The sequence below is a fragment of the Amycolatopsis sp. NPDC004772 genome (assembly GCF_053601215.1).
Genome location: NZ_JBSGBK010000074.1, coordinates 19,495 through 43,845, shown reverse-complemented (window position 1 = coordinate 43,845; position 24,351 = coordinate 19,495). Strand labels below are relative to the sequence as shown.

Annotated in this window: 21 protein-coding genes and 1 pseudogene; 14 read left to right on the top strand and 8 right to left on the bottom strand. The window is 71.5% G+C overall.

The annotated features are described in order from the left end of the window. The 3 genes and pseudogenes from ACWEF6_RS32830 to ACWEF6_RS32820 all read left to right on the top strand — a co-directional run. A pseudogene (locus ACWEF6_RS32830) lies at window positions 1-590 on the top strand (saccharopine dehydrogenase); the annotation flags it as partial. Between the two features lie 150 nt (window positions 591-740). Next, a complete protein-coding gene (locus tag ACWEF6_RS32825; protein ID WP_449686482.1) occupies window positions 741-2,816 on the top strand; it encodes a M4 family metallopeptidase in 2,076 nt (691 codons plus the stop codon). Window positions 2,817-2,892: 76 nt separating this feature from the next. Then, entirely contained in the window at window positions 2,893-3,801 is a 909-nt protein-coding gene (locus tag ACWEF6_RS32820; protein ID WP_310971276.1) for a hypothetical protein, read from the top strand. Here ACWEF6_RS32820 and ACWEF6_RS32815 read toward each other — a convergent pair. Further along, window positions 3,774-5,252: a flavin-containing monooxygenase gene (locus tag ACWEF6_RS32815; protein WP_449686481.1), complete on the bottom strand. Its 1,479-nt coding sequence runs from the start codon at window positions 5,250-5,252 to the stop codon at window positions 3,774-3,776. The genes ACWEF6_RS32820 and ACWEF6_RS32815 overlap by 28 nt on opposite strands. 66 nt (window positions 5,253-5,318) lie before the next feature. Here ACWEF6_RS32815 and ACWEF6_RS32810 point away from each other — a divergent pair, with 66 nt between their 5' ends. Continuing rightward, window positions 5,319-5,909, top strand: a complete 591-nt coding sequence (locus tag ACWEF6_RS32810) for a TetR/AcrR family transcriptional regulator (protein ID WP_449675811.1) — start codon at window positions 5,319-5,321, stop codon at window positions 5,907-5,909. 174 nt (window positions 5,910-6,083) lie between these two features. After that, window positions 6,084-6,920, top strand: coding sequence for a chitosanase (locus ACWEF6_RS32805; protein ID WP_449686480.1), 837 nt, complete (start codon window positions 6,084-6,086; stop codon window positions 6,918-6,920). Window positions 6,921-6,971: 51 nt separating this feature from the next. On the opposite strand, the gene ACWEF6_RS32800 is transcribed toward ACWEF6_RS32805, so the two are convergent. From ACWEF6_RS32800 to ACWEF6_RS32790, 3 genes are read right to left on the bottom strand one after another with little or no spacing between them, the layout of a single operon-like run. Next, on the bottom strand, window positions 6,972-7,958 hold the full coding sequence (locus tag ACWEF6_RS32800) for a PHP domain-containing protein (RefSeq protein ID WP_449686479.1): 987 nt from the start codon (window positions 7,956-7,958) through the stop codon (window positions 6,972-6,974). Between the two features lie 9 nt (window positions 7,959-7,967). Next, window positions 7,968-8,471: a metallophosphoesterase family protein gene (locus ACWEF6_RS32795; protein WP_449686478.1), complete on the bottom strand. Its 504-nt coding sequence runs from the start codon at window positions 8,469-8,471 to the stop codon at window positions 7,968-7,970. Further along, complete coding sequence (locus ACWEF6_RS32790) at window positions 8,468-9,121, bottom strand: GntR family transcriptional regulator (RefSeq protein ID WP_449686477.1); 654 nt, start codon at window positions 9,119-9,121, stop codon at window positions 8,468-8,470. Before ACWEF6_RS32790 ends, ACWEF6_RS32795 begins: the two co-directional genes overlap by 4 nt. Window positions 9,122-9,196: 75 nt before the next feature. Here ACWEF6_RS32790 and araD point away from each other — a divergent pair, with 75 nt between their 5' ends. The 3 genes from araD to ACWEF6_RS32775 all read left to right on the top strand — a co-directional run bounded on the left by araD (window position 9,197) and on the right by ACWEF6_RS32775 (window position 14,065). Then, window positions 9,197-10,909 (top strand): L-arabinonate dehydratase, encoded by a 1,713-nt coding sequence (gene araD, locus ACWEF6_RS32785; RefSeq protein WP_449686476.1) that lies wholly within the window; start codon window positions 9,197-9,199, stop codon window positions 10,907-10,909. Between the two features lie 129 nt (window positions 10,910-11,038). Then, window positions 11,039-12,823: a VanW family protein gene (locus tag ACWEF6_RS32780; protein ID WP_449686475.1), complete on the top strand. Its 1,785-nt coding sequence runs from the start codon at window positions 11,039-11,041 to the stop codon at window positions 12,821-12,823. Between the two features lie 51 nt (window positions 12,824-12,874). Next, on the top strand, window positions 12,875-14,065 hold the full coding sequence (locus tag ACWEF6_RS32775; protein ID WP_449686474.1) for an MFS transporter: 1,191 nt from the start codon (window positions 12,875-12,877) through the stop codon (window positions 14,063-14,065). 196 nt (window positions 14,066-14,261) lie between these two features. Here ACWEF6_RS32775 and ACWEF6_RS32770 read toward each other — a convergent pair whose 3' ends face one another. Then, complete coding sequence (locus tag ACWEF6_RS32770) at window positions 14,262-14,540, bottom strand: hypothetical protein (protein WP_449686473.1); 279 nt, start codon at window positions 14,538-14,540, stop codon at window positions 14,262-14,264. Between the two features lie 209 nt (window positions 14,541-14,749). Between ACWEF6_RS32770 and ACWEF6_RS32765 the strand changes: the two genes are divergently transcribed. Continuing rightward, the gene (locus ACWEF6_RS32765; protein WP_449686472.1) at window positions 14,750-16,024 is read left to right on the top strand and encodes a diguanylate cyclase; all 1,275 of its coding nucleotides are present in this window, start codon (window positions 14,750-14,752) and stop codon (window positions 16,022-16,024) included. Here ACWEF6_RS32765 and ACWEF6_RS32760 read toward each other — a convergent pair. Continuing rightward, a complete protein-coding gene (locus tag ACWEF6_RS32760) occupies window positions 16,021-17,373 on the bottom strand; it encodes a TrpB-like pyridoxal phosphate-dependent enzyme (RefSeq protein WP_449686471.1) in 1,353 nt (450 codons plus the stop codon). The genes ACWEF6_RS32765 and ACWEF6_RS32760 overlap by 4 nt on opposite strands. A gap of 77 nt (window positions 17,374-17,450) precedes the next feature. On the opposite strand from ACWEF6_RS32760, the gene ACWEF6_RS32755 reads away from it, so the two are divergent. From ACWEF6_RS32755 to ACWEF6_RS32735, 5 genes are all read left to right on the top strand, one after another. After that, a complete protein-coding gene (locus tag ACWEF6_RS32755) occupies window positions 17,451-18,116 on the top strand; it encodes a dienelactone hydrolase family protein (RefSeq protein ID WP_449686484.1) in 666 nt (221 codons plus the stop codon). Further along, window positions 18,113-18,859 (top strand): phosphatase PAP2 family protein, encoded by a 747-nt coding sequence (locus ACWEF6_RS32750; RefSeq protein ID WP_449686470.1) that lies wholly within the window; start codon window positions 18,113-18,115, stop codon window positions 18,857-18,859. The genes ACWEF6_RS32755 and ACWEF6_RS32750 overlap by 4 nt, the downstream gene beginning before the upstream one ends. Then, complete coding sequence (locus ACWEF6_RS32745) at window positions 18,856-19,011, top strand: hypothetical protein (protein WP_449686469.1); 156 nt, start codon at window positions 18,856-18,858, stop codon at window positions 19,009-19,011. Before ACWEF6_RS32750 ends, ACWEF6_RS32745 begins: the two co-directional genes overlap by 4 nt. A 9-nt stretch (window positions 19,012-19,020) precedes the next feature. Further along, complete coding sequence (locus ACWEF6_RS32740; protein ID WP_449686468.1) at window positions 19,021-19,965, top strand: pentapeptide repeat-containing protein; 945 nt, start codon at window positions 19,021-19,023, stop codon at window positions 19,963-19,965. A gap of 93 nt (window positions 19,966-20,058) precedes the next feature. Beyond that, on the top strand, window positions 20,059-21,537 hold the full coding sequence (locus tag ACWEF6_RS32735) for a non-reducing end alpha-L-arabinofuranosidase family hydrolase (protein WP_449686467.1): 1,479 nt from the start codon (window positions 20,059-20,061) through the stop codon (window positions 21,535-21,537). Between the two features lie 42 nt (window positions 21,538-21,579). Here ACWEF6_RS32735 and ACWEF6_RS32730 read toward each other — a convergent pair whose 3' ends face one another. Next, window positions 21,580-23,151: a hypothetical protein gene (locus ACWEF6_RS32730; protein ID WP_449686466.1), complete on the bottom strand. Its 1,572-nt coding sequence runs from the start codon at window positions 23,149-23,151 to the stop codon at window positions 21,580-21,582. Between the two features lie 66 nt (window positions 23,152-23,217). Next, a complete protein-coding gene (locus ACWEF6_RS32725; RefSeq protein ID WP_449686465.1) occupies window positions 23,218-24,342 on the bottom strand; it encodes an HAF repeat-containing protein in 1,125 nt (374 codons plus the stop codon). Window positions 24,343-24,351 lie beyond the last annotated feature (9 nt).

Genomic DNA, 24,351 nt, shown 5'->3' with positions numbered 1-24,351 from the left:
GGGCGGGGTTGGCGCCGACCGGTCGGCCGAGACGCCGGCCGGCTGAGGTGTCGGCCCCGCTCGGCCGCCCGCACCGGGTCGCCGACCCGGGCTGGTGGGCGGTCCCGCTGCCGACGATCGACGCCGAAGTCGTCCGGCGCTCGGCGGCCGCGTCCGAGCGCTACGGGCCGGACTTCACGTACCGGCACTTCGCCGCGGTCAAGCACCTGCCGGTGCTGGCGGGCGGCGTGGCCGGGGCGGGCGCCCTGCTCGCCGCGGCGCAGCTCCCGCCGGCCCGCCGGGCGCTGTCCCGGCTGCTGGCCCCGGGCAACGGCCCGAGCCCCGAGCGGCGCGCGCGGTCGTGGTTCTCGGTCCGGTTCTTCGGCGAGGGCGGCGGTTCGCGGGTGGTGACGGAGGTGTCGGGCGGCGACCCGGGCTACGACGAGACGGCGAAGATGCTGGCGGAGTCGGCCCTGTGCCTGGCGACCGACGACCTCCCGGAGACCGCGGGCCAGGTGACCACGGCGACCGCGATGGGCGGGGCGCTGGTGGACCGGCTCACCAAGGCGGGCATCGGCTTCACCACCCTCGTGAGTGGTAAAGCGGGTTAGAACCCGCCTTACCACTCACGAGGCTTTTCACGCTTTCACAGTGCGGGAGCGTGAAATTCCGCTGTTGTGATGGCACTTCTGCCGCTCCGAGGCCGCGGTTAGCGTCGATCGGGTTCTCCCCTTTCCCCTTCGCGTTTTCCAAGGAGCGTCATGAGATTGCCCCAACGGTTCGCCGCGCTCGGCGGCGCGACGGCGGCGGGCATGGTGGTGGTCGGCATCGCCGTCGCCGCGCCCGCGCAGCCCGCCCCCGTGCCCCCGCCGTCCGCCGCGCAGGCCCAGGCCAACGCCACCGGTGCCGCCGCCGGCCTGGTCGCCGCCCGCCCCGCCGCACTGCACGCCGGGAAGCACGACGAGTTCGTCCAGCGGGATGTCCGGTCGGCGGCCGGGCTGTCGTACGTCGTCTACGACCGCACCTACGACGGCCTGCCCGTGATCGGCGGCGACCTGGTCATCGCCACCGACGCCGCCGGCACGGTGAAGACCACCTCCGTCGCGCAGCAGCAGGCCCTCGGCGACCTCGACGTGCACGGCGCGAAACTCACCGCCGCGCAGGCCGAAGCCGTGGCGCGCAAGCAGGTCCGCGGGCCGAAGAGCCTGCCGGGCGGGAAGCTCGTCGTGGTCGCCGAGGGCACCGGGCGGCTCGCCTACGAAAGCAACGTCGAAGGCACCGACGAGCACGGCGAGCCGAGCAGCCTGAGCGTCTACGTCGACGCCGTGGACGGGCGCGTCCTGCGGACGGTCCAGCACCTCGCCGCGGGCACCGGCACCGGCAAGTGGAACGGCCCGTCACTGCCGTTGAACACGACGAAGTCCGGCAGCACGTACTCGATGGCGGACCCGAACACGCCGAACCTGGACTGCCGCAACTACAGCAGCGACGCGGTCCTCACCGGCCCGGACGACAGCTGGGGCAACGGCAGCGGCACGAACATCGAGACCGGTTGCGCGGACGCGCTGTTCGTCGCGCAGACCGAGAAGAAGATGCTGTCGGAATGGGTGGGCCGCAACGGCTTCACCGGCAACGGCGGCGCCTGGAAGATCCGCGTCGGCCTCGACGACGAGAACGCGTACTACTACAACTCCCGGCCGGCGTACGTGAACCTCGGCCACAACCCGAGCGGGGAGTGGGTCGGCTCGCTGGACATCCTCGGCCACGAGATGGGCCACGGCATCGACGACTACTCCGGGTCCGGCGGCTTCTCCGGCGGCGGCACCCAGGAGTTCATCGCGGACACCTTCGGCACCGCGACGGAGTTCTACGCGAACGAGCCGTCCCAGTACGACCCGCCGGACTACGCGATCGGCGAGGAGGTCAACCTGGTCGGCACCGGCGCGATCCGGTACATGTACGACCCGTCGAAGGTGGGCGACCCGAGCTGCTACTCCAGCTCGACGCCGAACGCGGAGGTGCACAAGGCGGCCGGCCCCGGCGACCACTGGTTCTACCTGCTCGCCGAGGGCAGCAACCCGGCCAACGGGCAGCCGACGAGCTCGACGTGCAACGGCAGCACGGTGGCCGGCATCGGCATCCGCAAGGCGATCAACATCATGCACGGCGCGGTGCAGCTGAAGACGTCCGGCAGCAGCTACCTGCGTTACCGGACGTGGACGCTGCAGGCCGCGAAGAACCTGTACCCGAACAGCTGCGCCGAGTTCGACGCCGTGAAGGCGGCGTGGAACGCGGTGAGCGTCCCGGCGCAGTCCGGTGACCCGACGTGCACCGGCACCCCGCCGACCACGTCGACGACCCCGACCACCACCACTCCTCCGGGCGGGTGCAGCGGGCAGCTGGTGCAGAACCCGGGCTTCGAGTCCGGCAAGGCGTCCTGGACGGACCCGGACACGACCATCGGCCAGTGGGGCGGCCAGGCGCCGGCGCGCTCGGGCAGCTACGACTCCTGGCTCGGGGGCCGGGGCTCGGCGCACACGGACACGCTCACGCAGTCCGTCACCATCCCGGCCGGCTGCAAGGCGAGCCTGACGTTCTGGCTGCGCGTGTGGACGGCCGAGACCGAGAACGTCGTCTACGACAAGCTCGTCGTGTCCGCGGGCTCGGCGACGCTGGCGACGTACTCGAACCTCGACCGCAACTCGGCGTACGTCCAGAAGACGCTCGACCTGTCTTCGTACGCGGGCCAGACGGTCACGCTGAAGTTCGCCGGGACGGAGGACCAGTCGCTGCAGACGTCGTTCGCCGTGGACGACACCGGGGTCACCCTGAGCTGACCCCGCGGGGCCTGCCACCTACTTTGGTGGCAGGCCCTCGTTGCGCCTCGGGCATCCGGTACTCATGCTTACCCGGATGGAGGCGATTCCCGCGGAGGTCGCCGCGACGGTCCGGGAAGGACCGTTCGCCGCGGCCTTCGACCAGGCGATCCGGCAGCGCGGCCTGAGCCTGGAGGCGCTGCAGCGGCGGATGGCGATCCGCGGCGCCCAGGTCAGCCTGGCCACGCTCAGCTACTGGCGCCGGGGTCGCCGTCACCCGGAGGGCCGGCGTTCGCTGCACGCGGTGACCGTCGCCGAAAGCTGCCTCGGCCTGCCCGCGGACGCGCTGACCAGCCTGGTGACGCGGCCGCGGGAGCGCCGTGCGCAGCCGTGGCCCGGCGGGGTCAGCCTGGCCAGCGCGCTCGGCTCCGCGCCGACCGACCTGGCGGCCTGCGACGGCATCGACCTCGACGGCAACGCCCGGCTCGCGCTCGTGTCGGTGCACCAGCGGGCGACGCTGGGTGCGGACCGCACCGAGCGGTCGGTGCGCACGGAGCTGGTGGTGACCAGCCGCGCGGACGGCGTCGACCGCTGGGTGTCGTTCTTCCGGCCGCAGACCGGCGGCGGCCGGCGGCCGGTGCTGCGCTCGGCGCACTGCTGCCGCCCGGGCCGCGTCCGCCGGGACGCGGCGTCCGAACTGGTGGCGTGCGAACTGCGCTTCGACTACCCGCTGCGGGCGGGCGAGACGTACGTGTTCGACTTCGAGTTCGCCTACGACGGGGAGCCACCGGAGACGAACTACCTGCAGTTCGGCGTGCGGGCCCCGGCCCGTCAGCTCGTCCTGCAGGCGTGCTTCGACCCGGCGGCGGTGCCGGTCCGGTGCTACCGCTACGCCGGGGAGGCGGCTTCCGGGCCGGAACTGCCGGTCGGCCCGAGCGGGACCAGCCACATCGCGGTGCTGGACGCGCAGCCGGGCGTCTACGGCATGTGCTGGGAGTGGGACTGACCGAGCTCGTAGTCGGCTTCCCGGAATCCGCCGACCTGCGCCCGCAGCCGCCCGGTGGAGAACGGCCAGCTGAAACTGTTGCGGCCGTTCACATCCGTGTAGTAGCTCGAACAGCCGCCGGACTGGTATACCGTGCCGGGCAACGCCGCCTGGACCTGCGCGTTGAACGCCGCCTGCGCCTCCGGGCGGACCGACAGCGACGTCCCCTCCGCACGCAGTGTCCGGGTGACCGCCGCGACCGTGTGCCGCAGCTGGGCCTCGACGATCGTGAACGCCGATGAGTGCCCGGTGCCGAGGCTCGGGCCCAACAGCAGGTACAGGTTGGGGTACCCGGCCACGGACGTCCCCGCGTACGCCTGCGGGCTGCCCTTCCAGTGGTCGTCGAGGCTGCGGCCGTCGGCGTCGAACACCCGTGCCGAGATCGGCATGTCGAGGATGTGGAAGCCGGTGCCGAAGATGATCGCGTCGACCTCCGCCGTCGAGCCGTCCGCGCCGACGATCGTGCTGCCGGAAACCGAGCGCACCGCCGTCGGATGGACGTCCACAGTGGACTGCGTCAGCGCCCGGTAGTACGTGTTCGACATCAGCAGGCGCTTGCAGCCGAGTGTGTAGTCCGGCGTCAACGCCCGGCGCAGCGCCGGATCCCGCACGGCGAGCCGCAGGTGCGCGAGCCCGATCTTCTGCACCTGCCGCAGCAGCCACGGGTGCCGGAAACCGAACCCGAGCGTCTCCATCAGGCCGTATTCGACGCCGCGCAGGGCCCGCTGCAGGGCCGGGAACCGCCGCAGCAGGAACCGTTCGACGCCCGGGACCGCGTGGTCCGGCTTCGGGAGCACCCACTGCGCCGTGCGCTGGAACAGGTGCAGCCGGCCCACCCGGGGCACGATCTGCGGCACGAACTGGACCGCCGACGCGCCGGTGCCGATCACCGCGACCCGCTTGCCGGTCAGGTCGTAGCCGTGGTTCCAGCGCGCCGAGTGGAAGACCTCGCCGGGGAACCCGGCCAGCCCGGGCAGGTCCGGGATCAGCGGTTCGTGCCAGGGGCCGGTGCCGGCGACCAGGATCCGGGCGGTGTAGCGCCCCTTCGACGTCTCCAGCTCCCAACGGGACTCCCGGGCGTTCCACTGGGCGCGCGTCACCTCGACGCCGTAGCGGATCTTCCCGGTGACGCCGAAGCGCGCGGCCGTGTCCTGCAAGTAGGCGCGGATTTCCGCCTGGCCGGCGAAGGCGCGCGTCCACTCGGGATTGGGCGCGAAGGAGTACGAGTACAGCGCGGACGGGACGTCGCAGGCGCAGCCGGGGTAGGTGTTGTCGCGCCAGGTCCCGCCGAGCGCGTCCGCCTTCTCCAGCACGGCCAGGTCGCCGACGCCGGCCTGGGCGAGGCGGATGGCCGCACCCAGCCCCGACGCCCCGGCACCGACGACGAGGACCGCGAAGTGGCGTTGTTCCATTTTCGGAGACTAACAGTATCCGAAAACCATCGGTACCCCGATTCCGAGGTTGGCTAGAGTTGCGGCATGGCCCGACTCACCCGCGCGGAAAGCCAGGCGCGCACCCGCGAGCAGCTGATCGAGACCGCCAAGCTGCTCTTCCTGCGCGACGGCTACTCGGTGACGTCGCTGGAGAAGGTCGCCGACGAGGCCGGGTACTCGAAGGGCGCGGTGTACTCGAACTTCCGCAGCAAGGACGAGCTCTGCCTGACGGTGCTCGACCGGATCCACGACGAGCAGGTCGCCCTGGTCGCCGAGGCGCTGGCCGGCGCCGAAGGCGTCGAAGGGCTGCTCGCGGCGTTCCAGACGTGGGCCGAGCGCAGCATCGGCGACGAGGCCTGGACCGCCCTGGAAGTCGAGTTCGCAACGAACGCGCGGCGCGACCCGCACGTGCGCGCCGAGCTGGCCGCGCGCGACAAGGCCATCCGCGACACCATCGCCGGCCTGCTCACCGGGTACGCCGAGCGGTTCGGGATCACGCTCCCGATGTCGGCCGACGACGCGGCGACGGCGTTGCTCAGCCTGGGCATCGGCCTCGGCGTCCAGCGGGCGATCGACCCGACGATCCCGGTGTCCGTGCTGCCGGACGTCATCCGCCTGTTCGCCGGGGCGCGCTGACCGTCCTTTGCGGACCCTTTGCGGTGGTCTGGACCGTTCACGAACATGAACGGATTCCACCTCTTGTGGAGCTCGCTGACTCTTCGCTACCGTGTCGCTACGCCGCAGCTCCACCCGCATCACCCGTACCCGCCGTGATCCGACGGCGCACCCCGCGGAAAGGGTTCCCTCCCCATGAGCAAGAAGTTGCGGCCGGTCCTCATCGGCACGCTCGGCGCCGCGTCCGTCGCGGCCCTCGTGATCACCACGCCCGCGTTCTCCTCGGCCGCTCCGGCGCCGGTGAGCGCGTCCGTGCTCGCCGCCGGCGACCTTTCGGCGCCGGCGAAGAAGGAGATCGCGATGAAGCTGGTCTCCAGCGCGGAAAACTCGTCGCTGGACTGGAAGGCGCAGTACAAGTACATCGAAGACATCGGCGACGGCCGTGGTTACACCGCGGGAATCATCGGCTTCTGCTCCGGCACCGGCGACATGCTGGAGCTCGTCGAGGCGTACACGAATTCGGTGCCGAACAACCCGCTCGCCAAGTACCTTCCGGCGCTGCGCAAGGTGAACGGAACGGACTCCCACGCGGGCCTGGGGTCGGCGTTCGAGAGCGCCTGGAAGCAGGCCGCGGCGACCACGGCGTTCCAGACGGCCCAGAACAACGAGCGCGACCGCGTCTACTTCAACCCGTCGGTGAACCAGGGCAAGGCGGACGGCTTGAGCAACCTGGGCCAGTTCGCGTACTACGACGCAATCGTGATGCACGGCCCCGGCGACAGTTCGGACAGCTTCGGTGGCATTCGCAAGGCCGCGATGAAGAAGGCGAAGACCCCGGCCCAGGGCGGCAACGAAACGACGTACCTCAAGGCGTTCTTCGACGCCCGCAAGGTGATCATGAAGCAGGAAGAGGCGCACGCGGACACGTCCCGGGTGGACACCGAGCAGCTGAAGTTCCTCAACGAGGGCAACTTCGACCTGCACACGCCCCTGAAGTGGAAGGTGTACGGCGACTCGTACACGATCAACTGAGCCGGGTCCGGCTTGCCTCGGGCGCACCGGAAGCGCTCGAGGCAAGCCGGGCTAGCGGGCCAGAAGCTCTTCCGCCGTGCGGGTGTTCAGGATGCGCTCCGGCCCGATGCCCGCCTCGATCGCGCGCTCGCACCCGTACCCCAGCCAATCCAGCTGCCCCGGCGCGTGGGCGTCGCTGTCGATCGTGAACTCGCAGCCGAGCTCCGCCGCCAGGCGCAGCAGCCGCATCGGCGGGTCCAGCCGCTCCGGCCGGGAGTTGATCTCCACCGCGACCCCGTTCTCGCGGCACGCCGTGAACACCTTCTCCGCGTCGAACTCCGACTCCGGGCGTCCGCGCCCCACCACCAGCCGGCCGGTGCAGTGCCCCAGTACCCGGACGTGCGGGTTGCGGACCGCCGCCACCATGCGGCGCGTCATGTCCCTCGCCGGCATGCGCAGTTTCGAATGGACGCTCGCCACCACGAAGTCCAGCTGCCCCAGCAGTTCCTCTTCCTGGTCCAGCGAGCCGTCGTCGAGGATGTCGACCTCGATCCCGTGCAGCAGGCGGAACGGGGCCATCAGCTCGTTGGCCTTCGCGACGATCTGCATCTGCGTCCGCAGCCGGTCCGGGGACAGCCCGTTCGCCACCTTCAGGCGCGGCGAATGATCCGTCAGCACCATGTACTCGTGGCCGAGGTCGCGGCCCGCCACCGCCATCTCGCCGATCGAACTGCCGCCGTCCGACCAGTCGGAATGGGTGTGGCAGTCGCCGCGCAACGCCGACCGCAGGGGCTCTCCGCCCGGCAGTTCCTTTTCGACGATCTTCCCCCGGTACGCCGGATCACGGCCGGCCAGCGCGTCCTCGATCACCCCCGCCGTGGCCTTGCCGATCCCCGGCAATGACGTCAGCGTGCCGTTCTCCACCATCTGAGCCAGCTTCTCGGCGCCGGTTTTGTCGACCGTCGCCGCGGCGTTGCGGAACGCGCGGACGCGGTAGGTCGGCTCACCCGCGCGTTCGAGCTGGAACGCGATCTCCCGCAACGCCCATGCCGGATCCATGGGACCTGTTTACCCCCTCCGGGGCAGTTGGTGCAGCTCGACGTCCGTCAAGGCACCCTCGCGCACCACGGCGGTCTGGTACGTGCAGTATGGCTGGCGACGCCGATCGGTCGGCGAACCCGGGTTGAGCAGGCGCAGCCCGGACGGCGTCACGGTGTCCCACGGGATGTGGCTGTGGCCGAAGACCAGCACGTCGGTGTCCGGGAACTGCGCGTCGCACCGCTGCTCACGGCCCTGCTTCGCGCCCGTCTCGTGGATCACCGCCAGGCGGACGCCGGCCAGCTCCGCCCGCGCGATCTCCGGCAGGCGGGCCCGCAGCGCCGGGCCGTCGTTGTTGCCGTACACGCCGATCAGCCGCTTGCTGCGCGCCGCCAGCTCGTCGAGCAGGGCGACCTCGACCCAGTCGCCCGCGTGCACGACGACGTCGGCGGCCGCGACCTCGGCCCACACCTGCGGCGGCAGCTCGCGCGCCCGGGCCGGCAGGTGGGTGTCCGAGATCAGCAGCAGCTTCATCCGATGGCCTTCAGCACCCGGTCCAGGAACCCGCCGATGTGGTCGCGCAGGAGCGCGGCCGCGCCCTCGGCGTCGCCCTTCTTCGCCGCCGCGAGGACCGCCTTGTGCTCGGTCCACTCCTTCTTCCAGCTCGGGTTGGCCTCCCAGCCGACGACGCTGATCAGCGCCGCGCGGTCCTTGAGGTCGTCCAGGATGCTGACCAGCAGCGGGTTGCCGCAGCCCGAGTAGAGGGCACGGTGGAAGCGGCGGTTCAGCAGGCTCAGCGCGGCCTGGTCCTTGTCCGCGATGGCCGCCGACGCCTCCTTCAGCGCCTCGGCCGCGTCTTCCAGCAGCTCGGGGTCGTGCCGCTCGACGGTCCGCCGGACGGCCTCGGGCTCGAGCACCATCCGCACGTCGTAGACGGACTTCGCGAGCTCGGCGTCGACCGTGATCACCGACGCGCCCTTGTACGGGCTGAACGTCACCAGCCCGGAGTTGGACAGCACCTTGAGCGCCTCGCGCACCGGGGTCTTCGACACGCCGAGCCGCGCGGCCAGCTCCGCTTCGACGAGCGGCTGCCCGGGGACGAGTTCCCGGGTCAGGATGCCGCGGCGGATCTCCTCCAGGACCACTTCGGTCCGGGAGGCGGGCAGGCTGAACGTCCCGGTCATGGCGCGCTCCCTCGATCTGTGAACCCCAATTCAACCAGGCGCCTCGATCGTATATCAGATGCCATACTGGATCGCATGAAGAAACCCGAGGAACTCCGCAGCCACCGGTGGTTCGGCGGCGACGAACTGCGCAACTTCAGCCACCGCGCCCGCAGCCGCCAGCTCGGCTACAACCCGGAAGAGCACCTCGGCAAACCGGTCATCGGCATCCTCAACACCTGGTCGGACATCAACCCGTGCCACCTGCACCTGCGCGAACGCGCCGAGCAGGTCAAGCGCGGTGTCTGGCAGGCCGGCGGCTTCCCGCTGGAGTTCCCGGTCGCCACGCTGTCGGAGACCTACCAGAAGCCGACCCCCATGCTCTACCGCAACCTCCTGGCGATGGAAACCGAGGAGATCCTCCGGTCCTACCCGATCGACGGGGCCGTCCTGATGGGCGGCTGCGACAAGACCACGCCGGCGCTGCTGATGGGCGCGGCCAGCGCCGGGCTGCCGGCCATCTTCGTCCCGGCCGGGCCGATGCTGCGCGGGCACTGGCGCAACGAGGTCCTCGGCAGCGGCACCGACATGTGGAAGTACTGGGACGACAAGCGCGCCGGCCTCATCGGCGACGCCGAAATGTCCGAACTGGAGCACGGGCTGGCCCGCTCGCCGGGCCACTGCATGACGATGGGGACGGCGTCCACCATGACCTCGGCCGCCGAGGTGCTCGGCGTGACGCTGCCGGGCGCGGCGTCGATCCCCGCCGTCGACTCGGCACACCACCGGATGGCCGCGGCCAGCGGCGCCCGGATCGTCGGCATGGTGTGGGAAGACCTGACCGTCACGCAGGTGCTGGACAAGCGGGCCTACGCCGACGCGATCACCACCGTGCTCGCCCTCGGCGGCTCGACCAACGCCGTGATCCACCTGATCGCGATGGCCGGCCGCAGCGGCATCCCGGTCAGCCTCGCCGACTTCGACGCGATCGCCCGGCGCGTGCCCGTGCTGGCGAACATCCGTCCCGGCGGCGACTGGCTGATGGAGGACTTCTACTACGCCGGCGGCCTGCCCGGGCTGCTGTCGCGGCTCACCGATCTGCTGCACCCGGACCGCCTCACCGTCACCGGCCGGACGCTCGGCGAGAACCTCGCGAGCGCGCGCGTCCACAACGACGACGTCATCCGGACGCGGGACAACCCGGTCGCCGCCGAGGGCGGGGTCGCGGTGCTGCACGGGAACCTGGCGCCGTCGGGCGCGGTCATCAAGCACATCGCGGCCGAGAAGCACCTGCTGACGCACACCGGCCCGGCCGTCGTCTTCGAGAACCACCCCGACCTCAAGAAGCGGATCGACGACCCGGCGATCACCGCGGACTCGGTGCTGGTGCTGCGCGGTTCCGGCCCGCTCGGCGGCCCCGGCATGCCCGAGTACGGGATGCTGCCGATCCCCGCCCACCTGCTCGAACAGGGCGTCCGCGACATGGTCCGGATCTCCGACGCGCGGATGAGCGGGACGAGTTACGGCGCCTGCGTGCTGCACGTGGCGCCCGAATCGCACGTCGGCGGCCCGCTGGCCCTGGTCCGCGACGGCGACCTGATCACCTTGGACGTTCCTTCACGGACGCTGCGGCTCGAGGTGTCCGATGCGGAACTCGAGCGGCGGCGTGCGGAATGGACCGCCCCGGCGCCGCGGTTCGAACGCGGTTACGGCGCGCTCTACTCCGAACACATCACGCAGGCCGACGAAGGCTGCGACTTCGATTTCCTCGCCCGGGCGGGACACAATCCCGAGCCGGACGCGCGGTGAAGTCGGCCGAGTTCACTGATCCGTGACCGATTCATCCCCCATAAGGGCGAGTCGTACGGCTTGTCCGGGTGCCCCGTACGCTGATCCCGTCACCGTCGCAACCCGGTGCCGCGTCGAAGGGGTGGAGAGTTGCCGCACGAACCGCACTGGCCCGACTCGCACGGCGAGCAGACCGACGTCCTGCCCGTCGTCCGGCCCGAGCCGGCACCGGGCCCCGCCCCCGCGAAGCGCTCGTTTCGCAAGGCCGGCCTGATCGCGGGCGGCGTCTTCGGCGTGCTGGTCGCGATCTACGGGATCGACATCCTGATCAGCCAGGGCAGCGTCCCGCGCGGGGTGACCGTGGCCGGCGTCGACGTCGGCGGCATGGGCCGGGAAGCGGCCGAACAGGAACTGCGCGGGAAGATCGAGCCGCGGCTGACGCGCCCGCTCGCCGTCACCGCGGGCGAGTACCAGGGCACGCTGTCGCCGACGCTCGCCGGGCTGAAGCTCGACTGGCCGCAGACCCTCGACCAGGCCGGTGAGCAGCCGCTGAACCCCTTCACGCGGTTGGCGTCGCTGTTCTCCAGCCGCGAAGTCGGCGTGGTGAGCCACTCCGACCAGGCGAAGCTCACCGCCGCACTGGAGGCGCTGCGCGGTCAGGTCGACCGCGACCCGGTCGAGGGCACCGTGAAGTTCGAGGGTGCCGCACCGGTCGCCGTCCCGCCGAAGGCCGGGCAGAAGCTCGACGTCCCGGCCGCGACCGCCGCCGTCGTCGAGAAGTGGGCGAGCGGGGAGACCCTGGCGCTGCCGGTGACCAGCACGCCGGTGCGCACCACGCCCGAAGGCGTCCAGGCGGCGCTCGACGGGTTCGCGCGGCCCGCCGTCTCCGGCCCGCTGGTGGTCAAGGGCGAAGGCAAGAACGCGACCGTGAAGCCGGAGGCGATCGCCGCGGCGATCAGCTTCGAGCCCGCCGAGGGCGGCGGTCTGACACCGAAGATCGACAACGCGAAGATCGCCGAAGCCGCCGGGCCACAGCTGAAGTCCACCGAGAAGGAGGGCAAGGACGCGACCGTCGTCTTCGAGGGCGGCAAGCCCGCGGTGGACCCCTCCACCGACGGCCGGACGGTCGACTGGGACCCCAGCCTCAAGCCGCTGCCCGACGTCCTGAAGAAGACCGACGGCCGCGAGGTGGCCGCCGTCTACAAGGACAGCCCGGCGAAGGTGACCACCGACCAGGCGAACCAGCTCGGCATCAAGGAGGTCGTCGGCGAGTTCACCACCCAGAAGTTCGCGGCCGACTCCGGGGTGAACATCCGGACCGTCGCCCAGAAGGTGAACGGCGCGATCGTCAAGCCCGGGGAAACCTTCAGCCTCAACGGGTTCACCGGCCCGCGCGGCACGGCCCAGGGGTACGTCGAGGCGGGCGTGATCAAGGACGGCGCCCCCGGCCGCGAGGTCGGCGGCGGCATTTCGCAGTTCGCGACCACGCTGTACAACGCGTCCTACTTCGCGGGCCTGAAGGACGCGGGGCACAAGGAGCACAGCTACTACATCAGCCGCTACCCCGCCGCGCGCGAGGCGACGGTGTTCCAGAACCCCAACGGTTCCAGCGTCATCGACCTCAAGTTCACCAACGACGCGCCGACCGGCATCGCGATCCAGACGATCTGGACGCCGTCGTCGATCACCGTGAAGCTGTGGGGCACCAAGCGCTACACCGTCGAGTCGATCGAGGGCACCCAGACCAACCGGAGCGACCCACCGACCAAGCCGGGGCCGGCCGAGAACTGCCACGCGTCGAACGGCGCGCAGGGGTTCACCACCAGCAACACCCGCGTGCTCAAGGACGCCGCCACCGGCCGCGAGGTCAGCCGCTCGACCCGGACCGTCCACTACAACCCGCAACCGAAAATCGTCTGCGGCGAGGGACAGTGACCTCCTAACGGACGTTCACGCTGGGCGTTCGCGGCGGTACCCTGAGTGCCCATGAGCGGGCGCGCGGTCGGGTTCCGGGACGTCCTCGCCGTGACCGAGTTCCGGGCGCTGTTCTCGGCCCAGCTGGTCTCGGTCACCGGTGACCAGCTGGCCCGGGTCGCGCTGTCGATCCTGGTGTACGACCGGACGAACTCGCCGGGCTGGGCGGCGCTGACGTACGCGCTGACGTTCCTGCCGGACCTGGTCGGCGGGCCGCTGCTGTCCGGGCTGGCCGACCGCTACCCGCCGCGCACGGTGATGGTCCTGGCGGACGTCCTGCGGGCGCTCGCGGTGGCCGCGATGGCGGTACCGGGCCTCCCGCTCCCGGCGGTGGCGACGCTGCTGGTCGGCGTCCAGCTGTTCAACCCGGTCTGGAGCTCCGCGCGGGCGACGCTGCTGCCGCAGGTGCTGCCGGGCGAGACGTTCGTGCCCGGGATGGGCCTGCTGATGATGCTGGTCCAGGCGGGCCAGGTCGCCGGCTTCGCCCTCGGCGGGCTCCTCGTGGCGGGCCTGGGCACGAGCGGCGCCCTGCTGACGGACGCGGCGACCTTCGCGGTGTCGGCCCTGTTCCTGGTCGCCGGCGTGGCCCCGAGGCCCCCGGGCTCGACGGGCGTGCGCTGGTGGCGCCACATCCGCACGGGCTGGACGGTGGTGGCGGGCGACCGCCGCCGCCTCGCCCTGGTGGCGCTGGGCTGCGTGTCGGGGACCTATATAGCGGGCGAGGCGATCGCGGCCCCGTACGCCGCCGAACTCGGCGGCGGCGCGGTGGTGGTCGGCTTGCTGCTGGGGGCGTTCGCGCTGGGGAACGTGCTGGGGATGGCCGCGCTGTCCCGCATCCCCCAGTCGCAACGGGGCCCGCTGCTGGGACCGCTCGCGGTCCTGGCGTGCGCGGCGTTGGTGGGGTGCGCCCTGCGGCCGGACCTGTTGGCCACGTTGGCGCTGTTCACGCTGTGCGGAGTGGCCAGTTCGTACAACTTGATCGCGAACACGACGTTCGTACAGCTCACACCGGAGGGGCAGCGAGCCCAGGCGTTCGGGTTCGCGTTGACGGCGTTGCGGGTGTCCCAGGGGCTCGGTGTGGTGCTGGCGGGGCTGGCGGCCGAGCGCTGGGCCCCGCACGGGGTGGTGGCGGGGGCGGGCGCGGTGGGGGTGCTGGCGGCGCTGGGTGCCGCCCGGCTGTGGCGACGGGCGGATTGCCGGTGACGGGGGTTGGCAGGCGCGATCGGGCGCGGTGGCGGCAGTCGGCGCGGCCCGACCGAGCGGCCCCTCAGGACCCCCGCGGTAAGACCAGGTCAGGCAAAACCGGCCAGGCGCACCGGCGGCATCCGACGCGGCCCGACCGAGCGGCGCCCAACCGGATCCCCGGTGACCGGCCCGGAGGCCGGCCACCGGGCACGGGTCAGGCCTGCGTCCAGTCCGTGGGGATGCGGCGCGGGGTCCAGTCGGTGGGGCACTCGGCTGGCGAGACGCCGGGCCGCGTCCAATCCGTCGGGAGCTCGCGGACCGTCCAGTCGGTGGGGAATTCGCGGGCGGTCCAGTCGGTCGGGAGCCGGCGCGGGGTCCGGTCCGTGGGGATCGCGCGGGTCCAGTCGGTGGGGAGCTGCCGGGTCCAGTCGGTCGGCCGCTGCGCGCGGCGGCGGGACGGGACGATGTTGGCGTTGGGCAGGAAGTGCGACATGATTTCTCCAGTTCCGTGAGGGATCTTGCACGGTGAGTGACCGGACGGTAGCCCGACCAGCCTAGTGACACACCGCGGTCATTCGATTACAGTGACGAATTCTGCGAAGAGTTTCATCCTGAGCAGAAGGGCGTTTCGTGGGATTGTCCGGGTCCCCAGGGCGAAAGCCCAGCTCAGAACGTCCACGATCAGGTTTCCGAACGTGGGCGATGTGGAAGCTGGCCACTCCGGTGTTCGGCTACGTCCTCATCGTCGACGCCCTGGCGCTGATCGCGGTCGTCTCGACGGCCGCGCTGGTGCCGATCACCACCCAATCGTTGCTCTGGTGTGGACTGATCCTCGCCGGTGAGGTCGTGCACCTCGAAGCGGCGCAACGCATCGAGCGCATCCGGGAGCTGGCCGCCGACGGCCGGCCGCACATGCACCTGCAGTCGATCTGGATCTTCGCCGGGCTGCTCCTGCTGCCGCCGCCGTTGGCCACCTTGGTCATCGTCGTGAGTTATGCCCATTCCTGGGTCCGGGTCTACAAACGGCGCGGGGTGATTCACCGGAAAGTGTTCTCCGGCGCGACCGTGATCCTCGCTTGCGCCGCCGCGGGGGCGGTGCTGTGGGCCGGCACCGGGCACGTGGCGCCCTACGTCCCCTACCTGGACGGCTTCGGCGGGATGCTCGCGCTGCTGACGTCCGGGATCGTCTACTTCGGCCTGAACTACGTGCTCGTGATCCTGGCCATCCTGATGAGCAATCCGGGCAAGCCGCCGCGGCAGGCGTTCGGCAACCCGTCCGACGTGCTGATCGTGCTGGCCGCGGTGGGGGTCGGCTGCGGGATCGCGCTGGTGATGACGGTCCGGCCGTGGCTGCTGCCGGTGCTCATGGTGACGCCGGTGGCGCTGCACATCGGCCTGCTGCTCCCCCAGTTCCAGGCGGCCGCGCGCACCGACTCCAAGACGGCGCTGCTCGCGCCGGAGTTCTGGGTGCAGCTGGCCCGCAACGAGCTCGCCCGCGCGGCGGAGCTGTCCTCGACGGCCGGCGTGCTGATGATCGACATCGACCATTTCAAAGCCATCGACGACGACAACGGCCACCTGGCGGGCGACGAGGTCCTGCGCTCGGTGGCGGCGGCGATCCAGGGCTCGGTCCGCGGCGGCGACTACGTGGGCCGCTTCGGCGGCGACGAGTTCGTGGTCCTCCTGCCGGGCACGACCAGCGCCGAGATCGCGTCGGTCGCGGACCGCATCCGCCGGGCGATCGCCCGGATCGAGGTGCCGGTCCCGGTGATCCGCCCGGGCAAGCCCGAGGTGATCAGCGGTCTGACGGCCTCGATCGGCGCGGCGGTGTACCCGGAAACGGCCACGGAGTACACGATCCTCCTCCAGGCTGCCGACGACGCGGTGTTCGAAGCGAAGGCGGGCGGCCGCGACCGCGTGGTCCTGGCGACCGCCCGCACCGAGCTCACCCGCCCGGAGATCCCGGACGCCCTCTAAGGCAGCGCCGCCAGGGATTCCTCGAGGACCGCATCGGACAGCTCGTCGTCCACCATGTTCCCGGCGAGGTACGCGCCATACGCCGGCAGATCCAGATGAGCGTGACCGCACAACGCCGTGAGGATCACCTTCTCCTCACCGCTTTCCTTACACCGCAATGCTTCCTGGATGCACGCCGCCAGCGCGTGCGTCGGCTCCGGTGCCGGGATGATGCCTTCCGACCGGGCGAACCGGACCCCCGCCGCGAAGCACTCCTGCTGACCGATGGCGATCGCCTCGATCAGGCCGAGCTCGTAGATGTGCGAGATCAGCGGGGACATCCCGTGGTACCTCAGCCCGCCCGCGTGGATCGGGTCCGGGATGAACTCGTGGCCGAGCGTGTGCATCTTGAGCAACGGCGTGAGCCCGGCCGTGTCGCCGAAGTCGTAGGCGTACTTCCCGCGCGTCAGCGAGGGGCACGCGGCCGGCTCGACCGCGCGGATCACCGGGTTCATCCGGCCCGCCAGTTTCTCGCGCAGGAACGGGAAAGCGAGCCCGCCGAAGTTGGACCCGCCGCCGGTGCAGCCGACCAGGACGTCCGGGGTGTCGCCGGCCAGCTCGAACTGCTTGAGGGCCTCCTCGCCGATCACCGTCTGGTGCAGCAGCACGTGGTTGAGCACGCTGCCCAGCGCGTACCGCGCGTCCGGGTCCTGCGCCGCCTGCTCGACGGCTTCGCTGATCGCGATCCCGAGACTGCCCGTGGAATCCGGGTGCTGCTTGAGGATCGCGCGGCCGGACTCGGTCAGCTCGGACGGGCTCGGGTGGACGGTCGCGCCGAACGTCTCCATCATCAGCTTGCGGTAGGGCTTCTGGTCGTAGGACGCGCGGACCTGCCAGACCTCGCACTCCAGCCCGTACTGGGCACACGCGAAGGCGAGCGCGTTCCCCCACTGGCCGGCGCCGGTCTCGGTGGTCAGCCGCGTGACGCCTTCGGCCGCGTTGTAGAACGCCTGCGGCACCGCGGTGTTCGGCTTGTGCGACCCGACCGGGCTGACCCCCTCGTACTTGTAGTAGATCCGCGCGGGCGTGCCCAGCGCCTTCTCCAGCCGGCGCGCCCGGAACAGCGGCGACGGGCGCCAGAGCCGGTAGACCTCCCGGACCTCCTCCGGGATGTCGACATAGCGATCCGTCGTCACTTCCTGGGCGATGAGCGCCTGCGGGAACAGCGGCGCGAGGTCGTCCGGGCCGACGGGCTCGCGCGTGCCGGGGTGCAGCGGCGGTGGCGGCGGCTCGGGCAGGTCGGGGATGACGTTGTACCACTGGGTCGGGAGATCGGCTTCGTCCAGGACGTATTTGGTCTGCTCAGCCATCACGCCTCCTTGGTCGGCACCCCAACTTAGGACGCTCCCGGCCGCGGAACCAGTACGGTGATCGGGTGACGAACCCGATGCTCGCCGACCTCCCGATCTGGCACCCCCCGTCCGGCCGCGGCCCCGGCTTGGTGCTGGTCCAGGAGATCTTCGGCCTCGACGACTACCTGCGCTCGGTCGCGGCCGACCTGGCCGGGATGGGATACGTGGTGGCCGTCCCGGAACTGTTCTGGCGGACGGCGCCGGGCTGGTCCTCGACGCACGACGAAGCCGGGGTCGCGGCGTCGATGAAGGTCGCGAGCACACTCGACCCCGCGCTCGCGGTGGCGGACGTCCTGGCCACGGTCGCCCACCTGCGTTCGCTGCCGTCGGTGGCCGGCGGCGTCGGCGTCCTGGGCTTCTGCCTGGGCGGCTCGCTGGCGTTCGCGGCGGCGGTCGAGGGCGATCCGGACGTGGCGGTCTCCTTCTACGGCTCCACGGTCGCGGCCCAGATCGACGGGCTGTCCCGGGTCGAGTGTCCGATCCAGTTCCACTTCGGCGGGCAGGACCCGTACATCCCGAGGTCCGATGTGGCCGTGGTGGAGGCGGCCGTCGCCGCGCACCCGGGGGCGGAAATCCACGTGCAGGAGGACGCCGGGCACGCCTTCCACAACAACGTGGCGCCGATGTTCCACCACCCCGAAGCCGCGGCCCGGGCCTGGGAGCTGACCGCGGAATTCCTGCGGCGGGCCCTCCCGGCGTGAAGGCGACGCTCGTCCGGGGCACCGGCGAGCGGCCCGGAGTGCTCGTCGAGCTGACCTTCCTGGTGCTGTGGTTCCTGCTCTTCGCGCGTCTCGACGCCGCTGTGGGCAAGGATTTCGCGGCCGCCGAAGCCCATGCGCGGGCCCTGCAGGCCCTCGAACACTCGGTGCACCTCGACATCGAACTGAGCGTGAACGCTTGGCTGGCCGGGCAGCCGGTCCTCGCACACCTGGCGGTGTACCTGTACCGGCTGTACTACCTGGTGGTCGCCGGTGTGCTGCTGTGGGTGTTCGTCCGGCACGCCGGCAGCTACCGCCACGTCCGCCGGACGATGGTCGCGATGATGGCCCTCGTGCTGCCGGTCTACTGGGCGGTGCCGATGTCGCCGCCGCGGTTCGCCCTGCCCGGGGCGGTCGACATCGTGGCCAGGTACGACTTCCTGGCCGTGGAGAGCTGGACGAGGCCCACCCACCACACGGCGATGCCGAGCATGCACGTCGGCTGGTCGCTGTGGTGCGCGTATGCCGTGTGGACCGTCCTGCGGGCCACGCATCCCCGGCTGGCGCTGCTGGCGTGGCTGTTCCCGGCGCTCATGGTGGCGGACGTCTTCGCCACCGGGAACCACTACGTCCTGGACGTCGCCGGCAGCGTCGCGCTGCTGACCGTCGCCGTTCTGGCCGCGAAGCTGTGGGAGCGTCTCAGCAGAACTTCCGTTCGGTGGCAACGGGATCCGCGGGAACCGTGACCGTGGTCCGGTGCCACGCGCCGGTGAGGCCGCCCGCCACGGCGCTGCTCCACGGCGGCGACCTGACCGCGCACGACGACGGCGGCGCGGTGTTCACGCTGACCCTGCCCCGCCGCCCGGAAACACCCACGCCGGCTCCGGACGCGCTCTAGGATTTCGCCGTGGCTTCGACGAACGCACCGACCACCGGACTGTGGTCCATCAAACGGCACCTCGTCGCGGTGGTCTGCATCGGGCTCGGCGTGTTCGCCGTCGCGGCCGGGCTCTTGTGGCTGGCGCTGGGGTTGCCCGCCGCGCCGAGTGCGGACACGCGGCTGAACGTCGTCAAGATCGCCTTGTCGGTGGTGGCCGGGGTCGGCGGGGTGGTGGCGCTGGTCGTCGCCTACCGCAAGCAGCGGATCGGGGAGATCGCCGAGGCTCGCGAGCGCGTCAAGGTGCTCAACGAGCGCTTCGCCAGTGCTTGCGCGCAGATCGGCCACGAGAAGCCGACCGTCCGGCTCGCCGGGATCTACGCCATGGCCAGCCTGGCCGACGAATGGCTCGAGCAGCGCCAGGTGTGCATCGACGTGCTGTGCGCGTACCTGCGCATCCCGTACGAGCCCGCGATCGATTCGCCGTGGTACCACGACGAAGAATCCGAAGTGCGCCTTTCGATCACCAGCGTGATCAGCGATCACCTCCGCCCGGGCGCGCCGGTCGGCTGGCACGGTCACGAGTTCAACCTCCTGCGGGCCGTGCTCCGCTCCGCCGATTTCGCGGACATCCGGATGACCGGCGGCCGGTTGCTGCTCAGCCTGGCCCGGTTTCCCGGCGGCTGGACGTCGTTCGACGGAATGCACGTCAGCGGCGGCGAAGTCTGGTTCGGTGGCGCCACGTTCGACGGCGACGCCCGGGTGACTTTCGAAAACGCGGAGTTCAGCGGCGGGCGCGTCCAGTTCGACGGCGCCGCGTTCACGGGTGGTGAAGTAAGTTTCCGCGGGGCCCGGTTCACCGGCGGCGAGGTCGACCTTTCCCAGGTCAGCACCGACGACTACACCGCGCCACCCGTGTTCGACCGGTGGGACAGCCCACCGCCCGGACTGCTGCTTCCCGGCGTTGTCCGATGAATTCGACGAAATCGAAAGTTGACGGCACACGGGAAAAGCCCTACATTTTTCCGGGCTGATTGTTAGCGCTAACAGATCCGCGAAGGAGAACCGATGAGGTCATCCCACCGAGCGGTTCGCGTCCGGCGCAGCCGGAGGACGCGCGCGCTGATCGCCGTGCTCACCACCGTCCTCGCGGCCACCGCGGCGGTCGTGCTCCACCCCGGCGCGGCGTCGGCGGCCACCGTCGACACGAGTGCGTGGTACGTGCTGGTCAACCGCAACAGCGGCAAGGTGCTGGACGTTTCCGGGGCGTCCACCGCCGACGGCGCGGCGATCCACCAATGGTCCCGCCACGACGGCGCCAACCAGCAGTGGCAGTTCGTGGACTCCGGCAACGGCTTCTACCGGCTGAAGTCGAAGAACTCCGGCAAGGTCCTCAACATCGGCAACTGGTCGACCGCGGACGGCGCGAAGGTCCAGCAGTGGACCGACCTCAACGGCACCAACCAGCAGTTCAGCCTCGCCGACTCCGACGGCGGCTACCTCCGCCTGCTCAACCGCAACAGCGGCAAGGCCGTGGAGGTGACCGGCGCGTCGACCGCGGACGGCGCCGCCGTCGTCCAGTACGGCGACTGGAAGGGCGCCAACCAGCAGTGGCAGCTCGTCAAGCTCGGCGACACCGCCTCGTGCGCCCTCCCGGCGTCCTACCGCTGGTCCTCGACGGGCCCGCTGGCCGAACCGAAGGCGGGCTGGCTCGCGCTCAAGGACTTCAGCAGCGTGGTCTACAACGGCAAGCACGTCGTCTACGGGTCGACGACCGACACGTCCGGGTCGTACGGCTCGATGGCGTTCAGCCCCTTCACGAACTGGTCCGACATGGCCTCGGCCGGCCAGACCGGAATGACCATCGGCACGGTCGCCCCGACGCTGTTCTACTTCGCCCCCAGGAACATCTGGGTGCTCGCCTACCAGTGGGGCCCGACCACCTTCAGCTACCGGACGTCGAGCGACCCCACCAACGCGAACGGCTGGTCCGCCCCGCAGGAGCTGTTCACCGGCACCATCCCCGGCGGCGCGCCCCTCGACCAGACCCTCATCGGCGACGGCACGAACATGTACCTGTTCTTCGCCGGTGACAACGGCAAGATCTACCGGGCGAGCATGCCGATCGGCAACTTCCCGGGCAGCTTCGGCTCGAACTACACGACGATCATGAGCGACACCACGGCCAACCTCTTCGAAGCCGTCGAGGTCTACAAGGTCCAGGGCCAGAACCAATACCTGATGCTCGTCGAGGCGATGGGCGCGGGCGGCCGCTTCTTCCGCTCGTTCACCGCCACCAGCCTGGGCGGCACGTGGACCCCGCAGGCCGCGACCGAGAGCAACCCCTTCGCGGGCAAGGCCAACAGCGGCGCGACGTGGACCAACGACATCAGCCACGGCGACCTGGTCCGCACCAACCCGGACCAGACCAAGACGGTCGACCCCTGCCACCTGCAACTGCTGTACCAGGGCCGCAACCCCGCGTCCGACGGCACCGACTACAACCACCTGCCCTGGCGCCCCGCCGTGCTGACCCTCCAGCGCTGACGCCGGCTCGGCGCGCGAAACGGCGGCGCGCCTGCCTCTGCGCTACGACCCCGGCATCGGCCCGCTCGTGTCCTGCGGCGGCCAGGACAGCGGCGGCCACGGCGGTTCCACCCGCAGGTCCGGGTCCGGGTCGCGCGCGCCCGCCCACCAGCCGGCCGCGACGACCACCGGCAGGCACGCCGCGGCGAGGATCGGCCCGAGGATGCCCGGGGCCGGCTCTTGCGGGTGACCGAGCGTCCAGCCCAGCGCGGGCACGACGGAGGCCAGTCCGGGCAGGACGGCGGCCGCGACCACCACCGGCATGCGCGGCCGGGACAGCGGCCGTCGTGGTGCCACGACGAGCGCGGTACCGACGCCGAGCAGGCACACCTCGGTCACCAGCCAGAGCAGGGTCGACTGCCCGGCGTTCGAACCGAAGAACACCACGATGCCGCTGATCGGGACGGAGGCGAAGAGGAACAGGGTGACGGGCAGCGCCGCCATCAGCCCGCGGCCGTGCCGGGCGCGGACCCGGCCGGCCGCCACCGCCGTCCCGATCGCCAGCGCGAGCAGGGCGAGCAGCCCGGCCGTCATGACGTCCACCCCGATCACCCGGCCGAACGCGGTGAGCGGCACCGGCCGGATGTCCAGGCCGGTTCCGGCGTCCACGACGGGCACCCGGCGCCAGGTCCCGCCGGCGTCGCGGACGGCCAGCCCCTCCACGCCGTTGGCCACGATCACCTGGTGTCCACCCGGGACGGCGCGGACGGCGACCTCCGTGCTGGCCAGTTTGGCCACGTTGACGATCCCGGCGGGAAACGGGTGCTGCCGCTGGACGAACTCCCACCGGACGGCGGGCACCTCCCAGGCGGTGTGCCAGGTCCGGCCGCCGTCGGTCGTTTCGTCGACGCCGAGCAGCCGGCCGCCGCGCGTGTCGTCGACGACGTCGGCGCCGTGCACGCGGTAGCAGTGCGTCGCCGCCTCGGGCGCGCAGGCTTCGACCCGCTTCCGGGGCGTCGGCCAGGGCGGCGGGGGCGCCTCCTCGAGGAACCGCCAGCCGTCGACGCCCGAGACGGAGCCGTAGAACCCGCCGCCCGCCTCGATCACCACCTGCGTGCCCTCGCTCCGCACGGACTGCACGGCCGGGGTGTGCTCGCTGGGCGCCGACGTCGCCGTGATCGCCAGAACGGTGAACGGGACCGCGGCCACCACCCGCAGCCGCACCGGCAGGGGCGGGGCCGACGTCACCCGGCGCCAGGCCCACCAGGACAGGCCCAGCGCGGGCAACGCGACCAGGTCGGTCGGATCGGCCAGGATCACCGATGGCCCGTTGACGACCGACCAGGCCGCGGACGCGACGCCGGCGCCCACGGCGGTCAGTTTGACCAGCGCGAACCCCGCGCCGGTCACCAGCACCGCGGCCGCGGCCGCGGCGGCGGTCCGGCCGGCGAAGAACAGGCCGAGGAGCAGCCCGAGCACCGGCGGGGCCGCCACCAGCCCGGCGAAGTCGCTGAGCTTGCCGGTGACGAGCCCCGGCCACCACGGTTTGAACACCTGGTCGTTGAGCAATAACACCGTGGTGGCGCCGATGATCAGCGGATGCCCCAGCCACCGCAGGAAAACCCCAGTTCGCATTCGGTACAGCCTGCGGCGCGGTGATCACGGCCGTGACACGGCCCGGCCCCGGATCGGGTCAGGGCCTCACCGGAGGGTCCAGAACACCCCGTGGTACTTCCCGGCCGCGGTGTTGGCCCGCCCGATGACCCGGCCGCTGTCGGTGATCCGGGAAGCTTCGCTGCGGGTGCTGCTGGGCAGCATCGCGAGCTGCGTGCGCGGCCCGTTCCGGTACCAGACGGTCGCCCGGCTCCGGAGCGTGCCCACTGCGGTGCCCTCCGCGTCGACCCCTTGGACGTCGGCGCTGGAGCCGTCGTCGGCCAGGACGGCCACGGTGCCGTCGGGGGCCCAGCGCACCGCCGAGCGGGCCGGCGGGGTGAGGTAGCCGTAGCCCACGACGTAGCCGGTGGAGCCGATCCAGGAGATCCAGACCGAGTACGGGCTGGGCCAGGCCAGCGGGTGGGCCGTGCCGCCGGTGTCCCAGGTCGCCGGGACGATGGGCCCGCTCGTGGTTCCGGCGGCGACCCCGCCCGCGTTGACCAGGTGGGCCCCGCTGCTCGGGCTCTGCGGCGCCAGCTCGGTGATCGGCCCGCCGTCGACCCAGCGCACGGCGTGGTTCGCCCCGGCGCGCTGGGCGCCGCCGACGACGATCCGGCCGTCGGCGGAGATGTCCTCGGCCATGCTCCAGGTCTCGCCGGGCAGCGTGCCCAGGTCGGTGGCCTGGCCGTCCGGGTCCCAGCGGAAGCCGTGGTACTCGTTGGCCGGCGTCAGCCAGTTCCCCACGACCACGCCGGTGTCGCTGATCGCGAAGGCGGTGGCGTTGTGGAAGCCGGGCGGGACCTGCAGCGTGGTCGCCTGGCCCTGGGCGTCCCAGCGGGCCGGCACGGCGTCGGTCGCGGTCAGCACGTAGCCGGCCGACTCCCCGAGCTCGTTGATGTCCCGCACCTGTCCCGCACTGCCGCCGGGGGTCGGCAGCGCGGTGATGACGCCGTCGGCGTCCCAGCGGACCGGGCGGTCCCGCCGCGGATTGGTGCCCACGGACGAAAGGCCGACCATCACCCCCGCCTCGTTGACCGCCAGGACGATGCTCTCGTCGTCGCCCGGCAGGGTCCCGAGGTCGACCGGCCCGCCCGGGGCGGCCTGCGCGGTCCCCGCCAGCGCCCCGGAAAACACGACCACGGCCGCCAGCGATCTTCGGAAAATCCGCAGCACGATGACTCC

Coding starts and splice junctions, on each gene's coding strand:
- ACWEF6_RS32800 (WP_449686479.1), bottom strand. CDS start 7,958: ATGGATCCGGCATGGGCGTTGCGGGAGATCGCGTTCCAGCTCGAACGC.
- ACWEF6_RS32770 (WP_449686473.1), bottom strand. CDS start 14,540: ATGTCGCACTTCCTGCCCAACGCCAACATCGTCCCGTCCCGCCGCCGC.
- ACWEF6_RS32760 (WP_449686471.1), bottom strand. CDS start 17,373: ATGGCTGAGCAGACCAAATACGTCCTGGACGAAGCCGATCTCCCGACC.
- araD (WP_449686476.1), top strand. CDS start 9,197: ATGAAGAAACCCGAGGAACTCCGCAGCCACCGGTGGTTCGGCGGCGAC.
- ACWEF6_RS32810 (WP_449675811.1), top strand. CDS start 5,319: ATGGCCCGACTCACCCGCGCGGAAAGCCAGGCGCGCACCCGCGAGCAG.
- ACWEF6_RS32730 (WP_449686466.1), bottom strand. CDS start 23,151: ATGCGAACTGGGGTTTTCCTGCGGTGGCTGGGGCATCCGCTGATCATC.
- ACWEF6_RS32815 (WP_449686481.1), bottom strand. CDS start 5,252: ATGGAACAACGCCACTTCGCGGTCCTCGTCGTCGGTGCCGGGGCGTCG.
- ACWEF6_RS32775 (WP_449686474.1), top strand. CDS start 12,875: ATGAGCGGGCGCGCGGTCGGGTTCCGGGACGTCCTCGCCGTGACCGAG.
- ACWEF6_RS32805 (WP_449686480.1), top strand. CDS start 6,084: ATGAGCAAGAAGTTGCGGCCGGTCCTCATCGGCACGCTCGGCGCCGCG.
- ACWEF6_RS32790 (WP_449686477.1), bottom strand. CDS start 9,121: ATGACCGGGACGTTCAGCCTGCCCGCCTCCCGGACCGAAGTGGTCCTG.
- ACWEF6_RS32795 (WP_449686478.1), bottom strand. CDS start 8,471: ATGAAGCTGCTGCTGATCTCGGACACCCACCTGCCGGCCCGGGCGCGC.
- ACWEF6_RS32735 (WP_449686467.1), top strand. CDS start 20,059: ATGAGGTCATCCCACCGAGCGGTTCGCGTCCGGCGCAGCCGGAGGACG.
- ACWEF6_RS32765 (WP_449686472.1), top strand. CDS start 14,750: ATGTGGAAGCTGGCCACTCCGGTGTTCGGCTACGTCCTCATCGTCGAC.
- ACWEF6_RS32825 (WP_449686482.1), top strand. CDS start 741: ATGAGATTGCCCCAACGGTTCGCCGCGCTCGGCGGCGCGACGGCGGCG.
- ACWEF6_RS32820 (WP_310971276.1), top strand. CDS start 2,893: ATGGAGGCGATTCCCGCGGAGGTCGCCGCGACGGTCCGGGAAGGACCG.
- ACWEF6_RS32755 (WP_449686484.1), top strand. CDS start 17,451: ATGCTCGCCGACCTCCCGATCTGGCACCCCCCGTCCGGCCGCGGCCCC.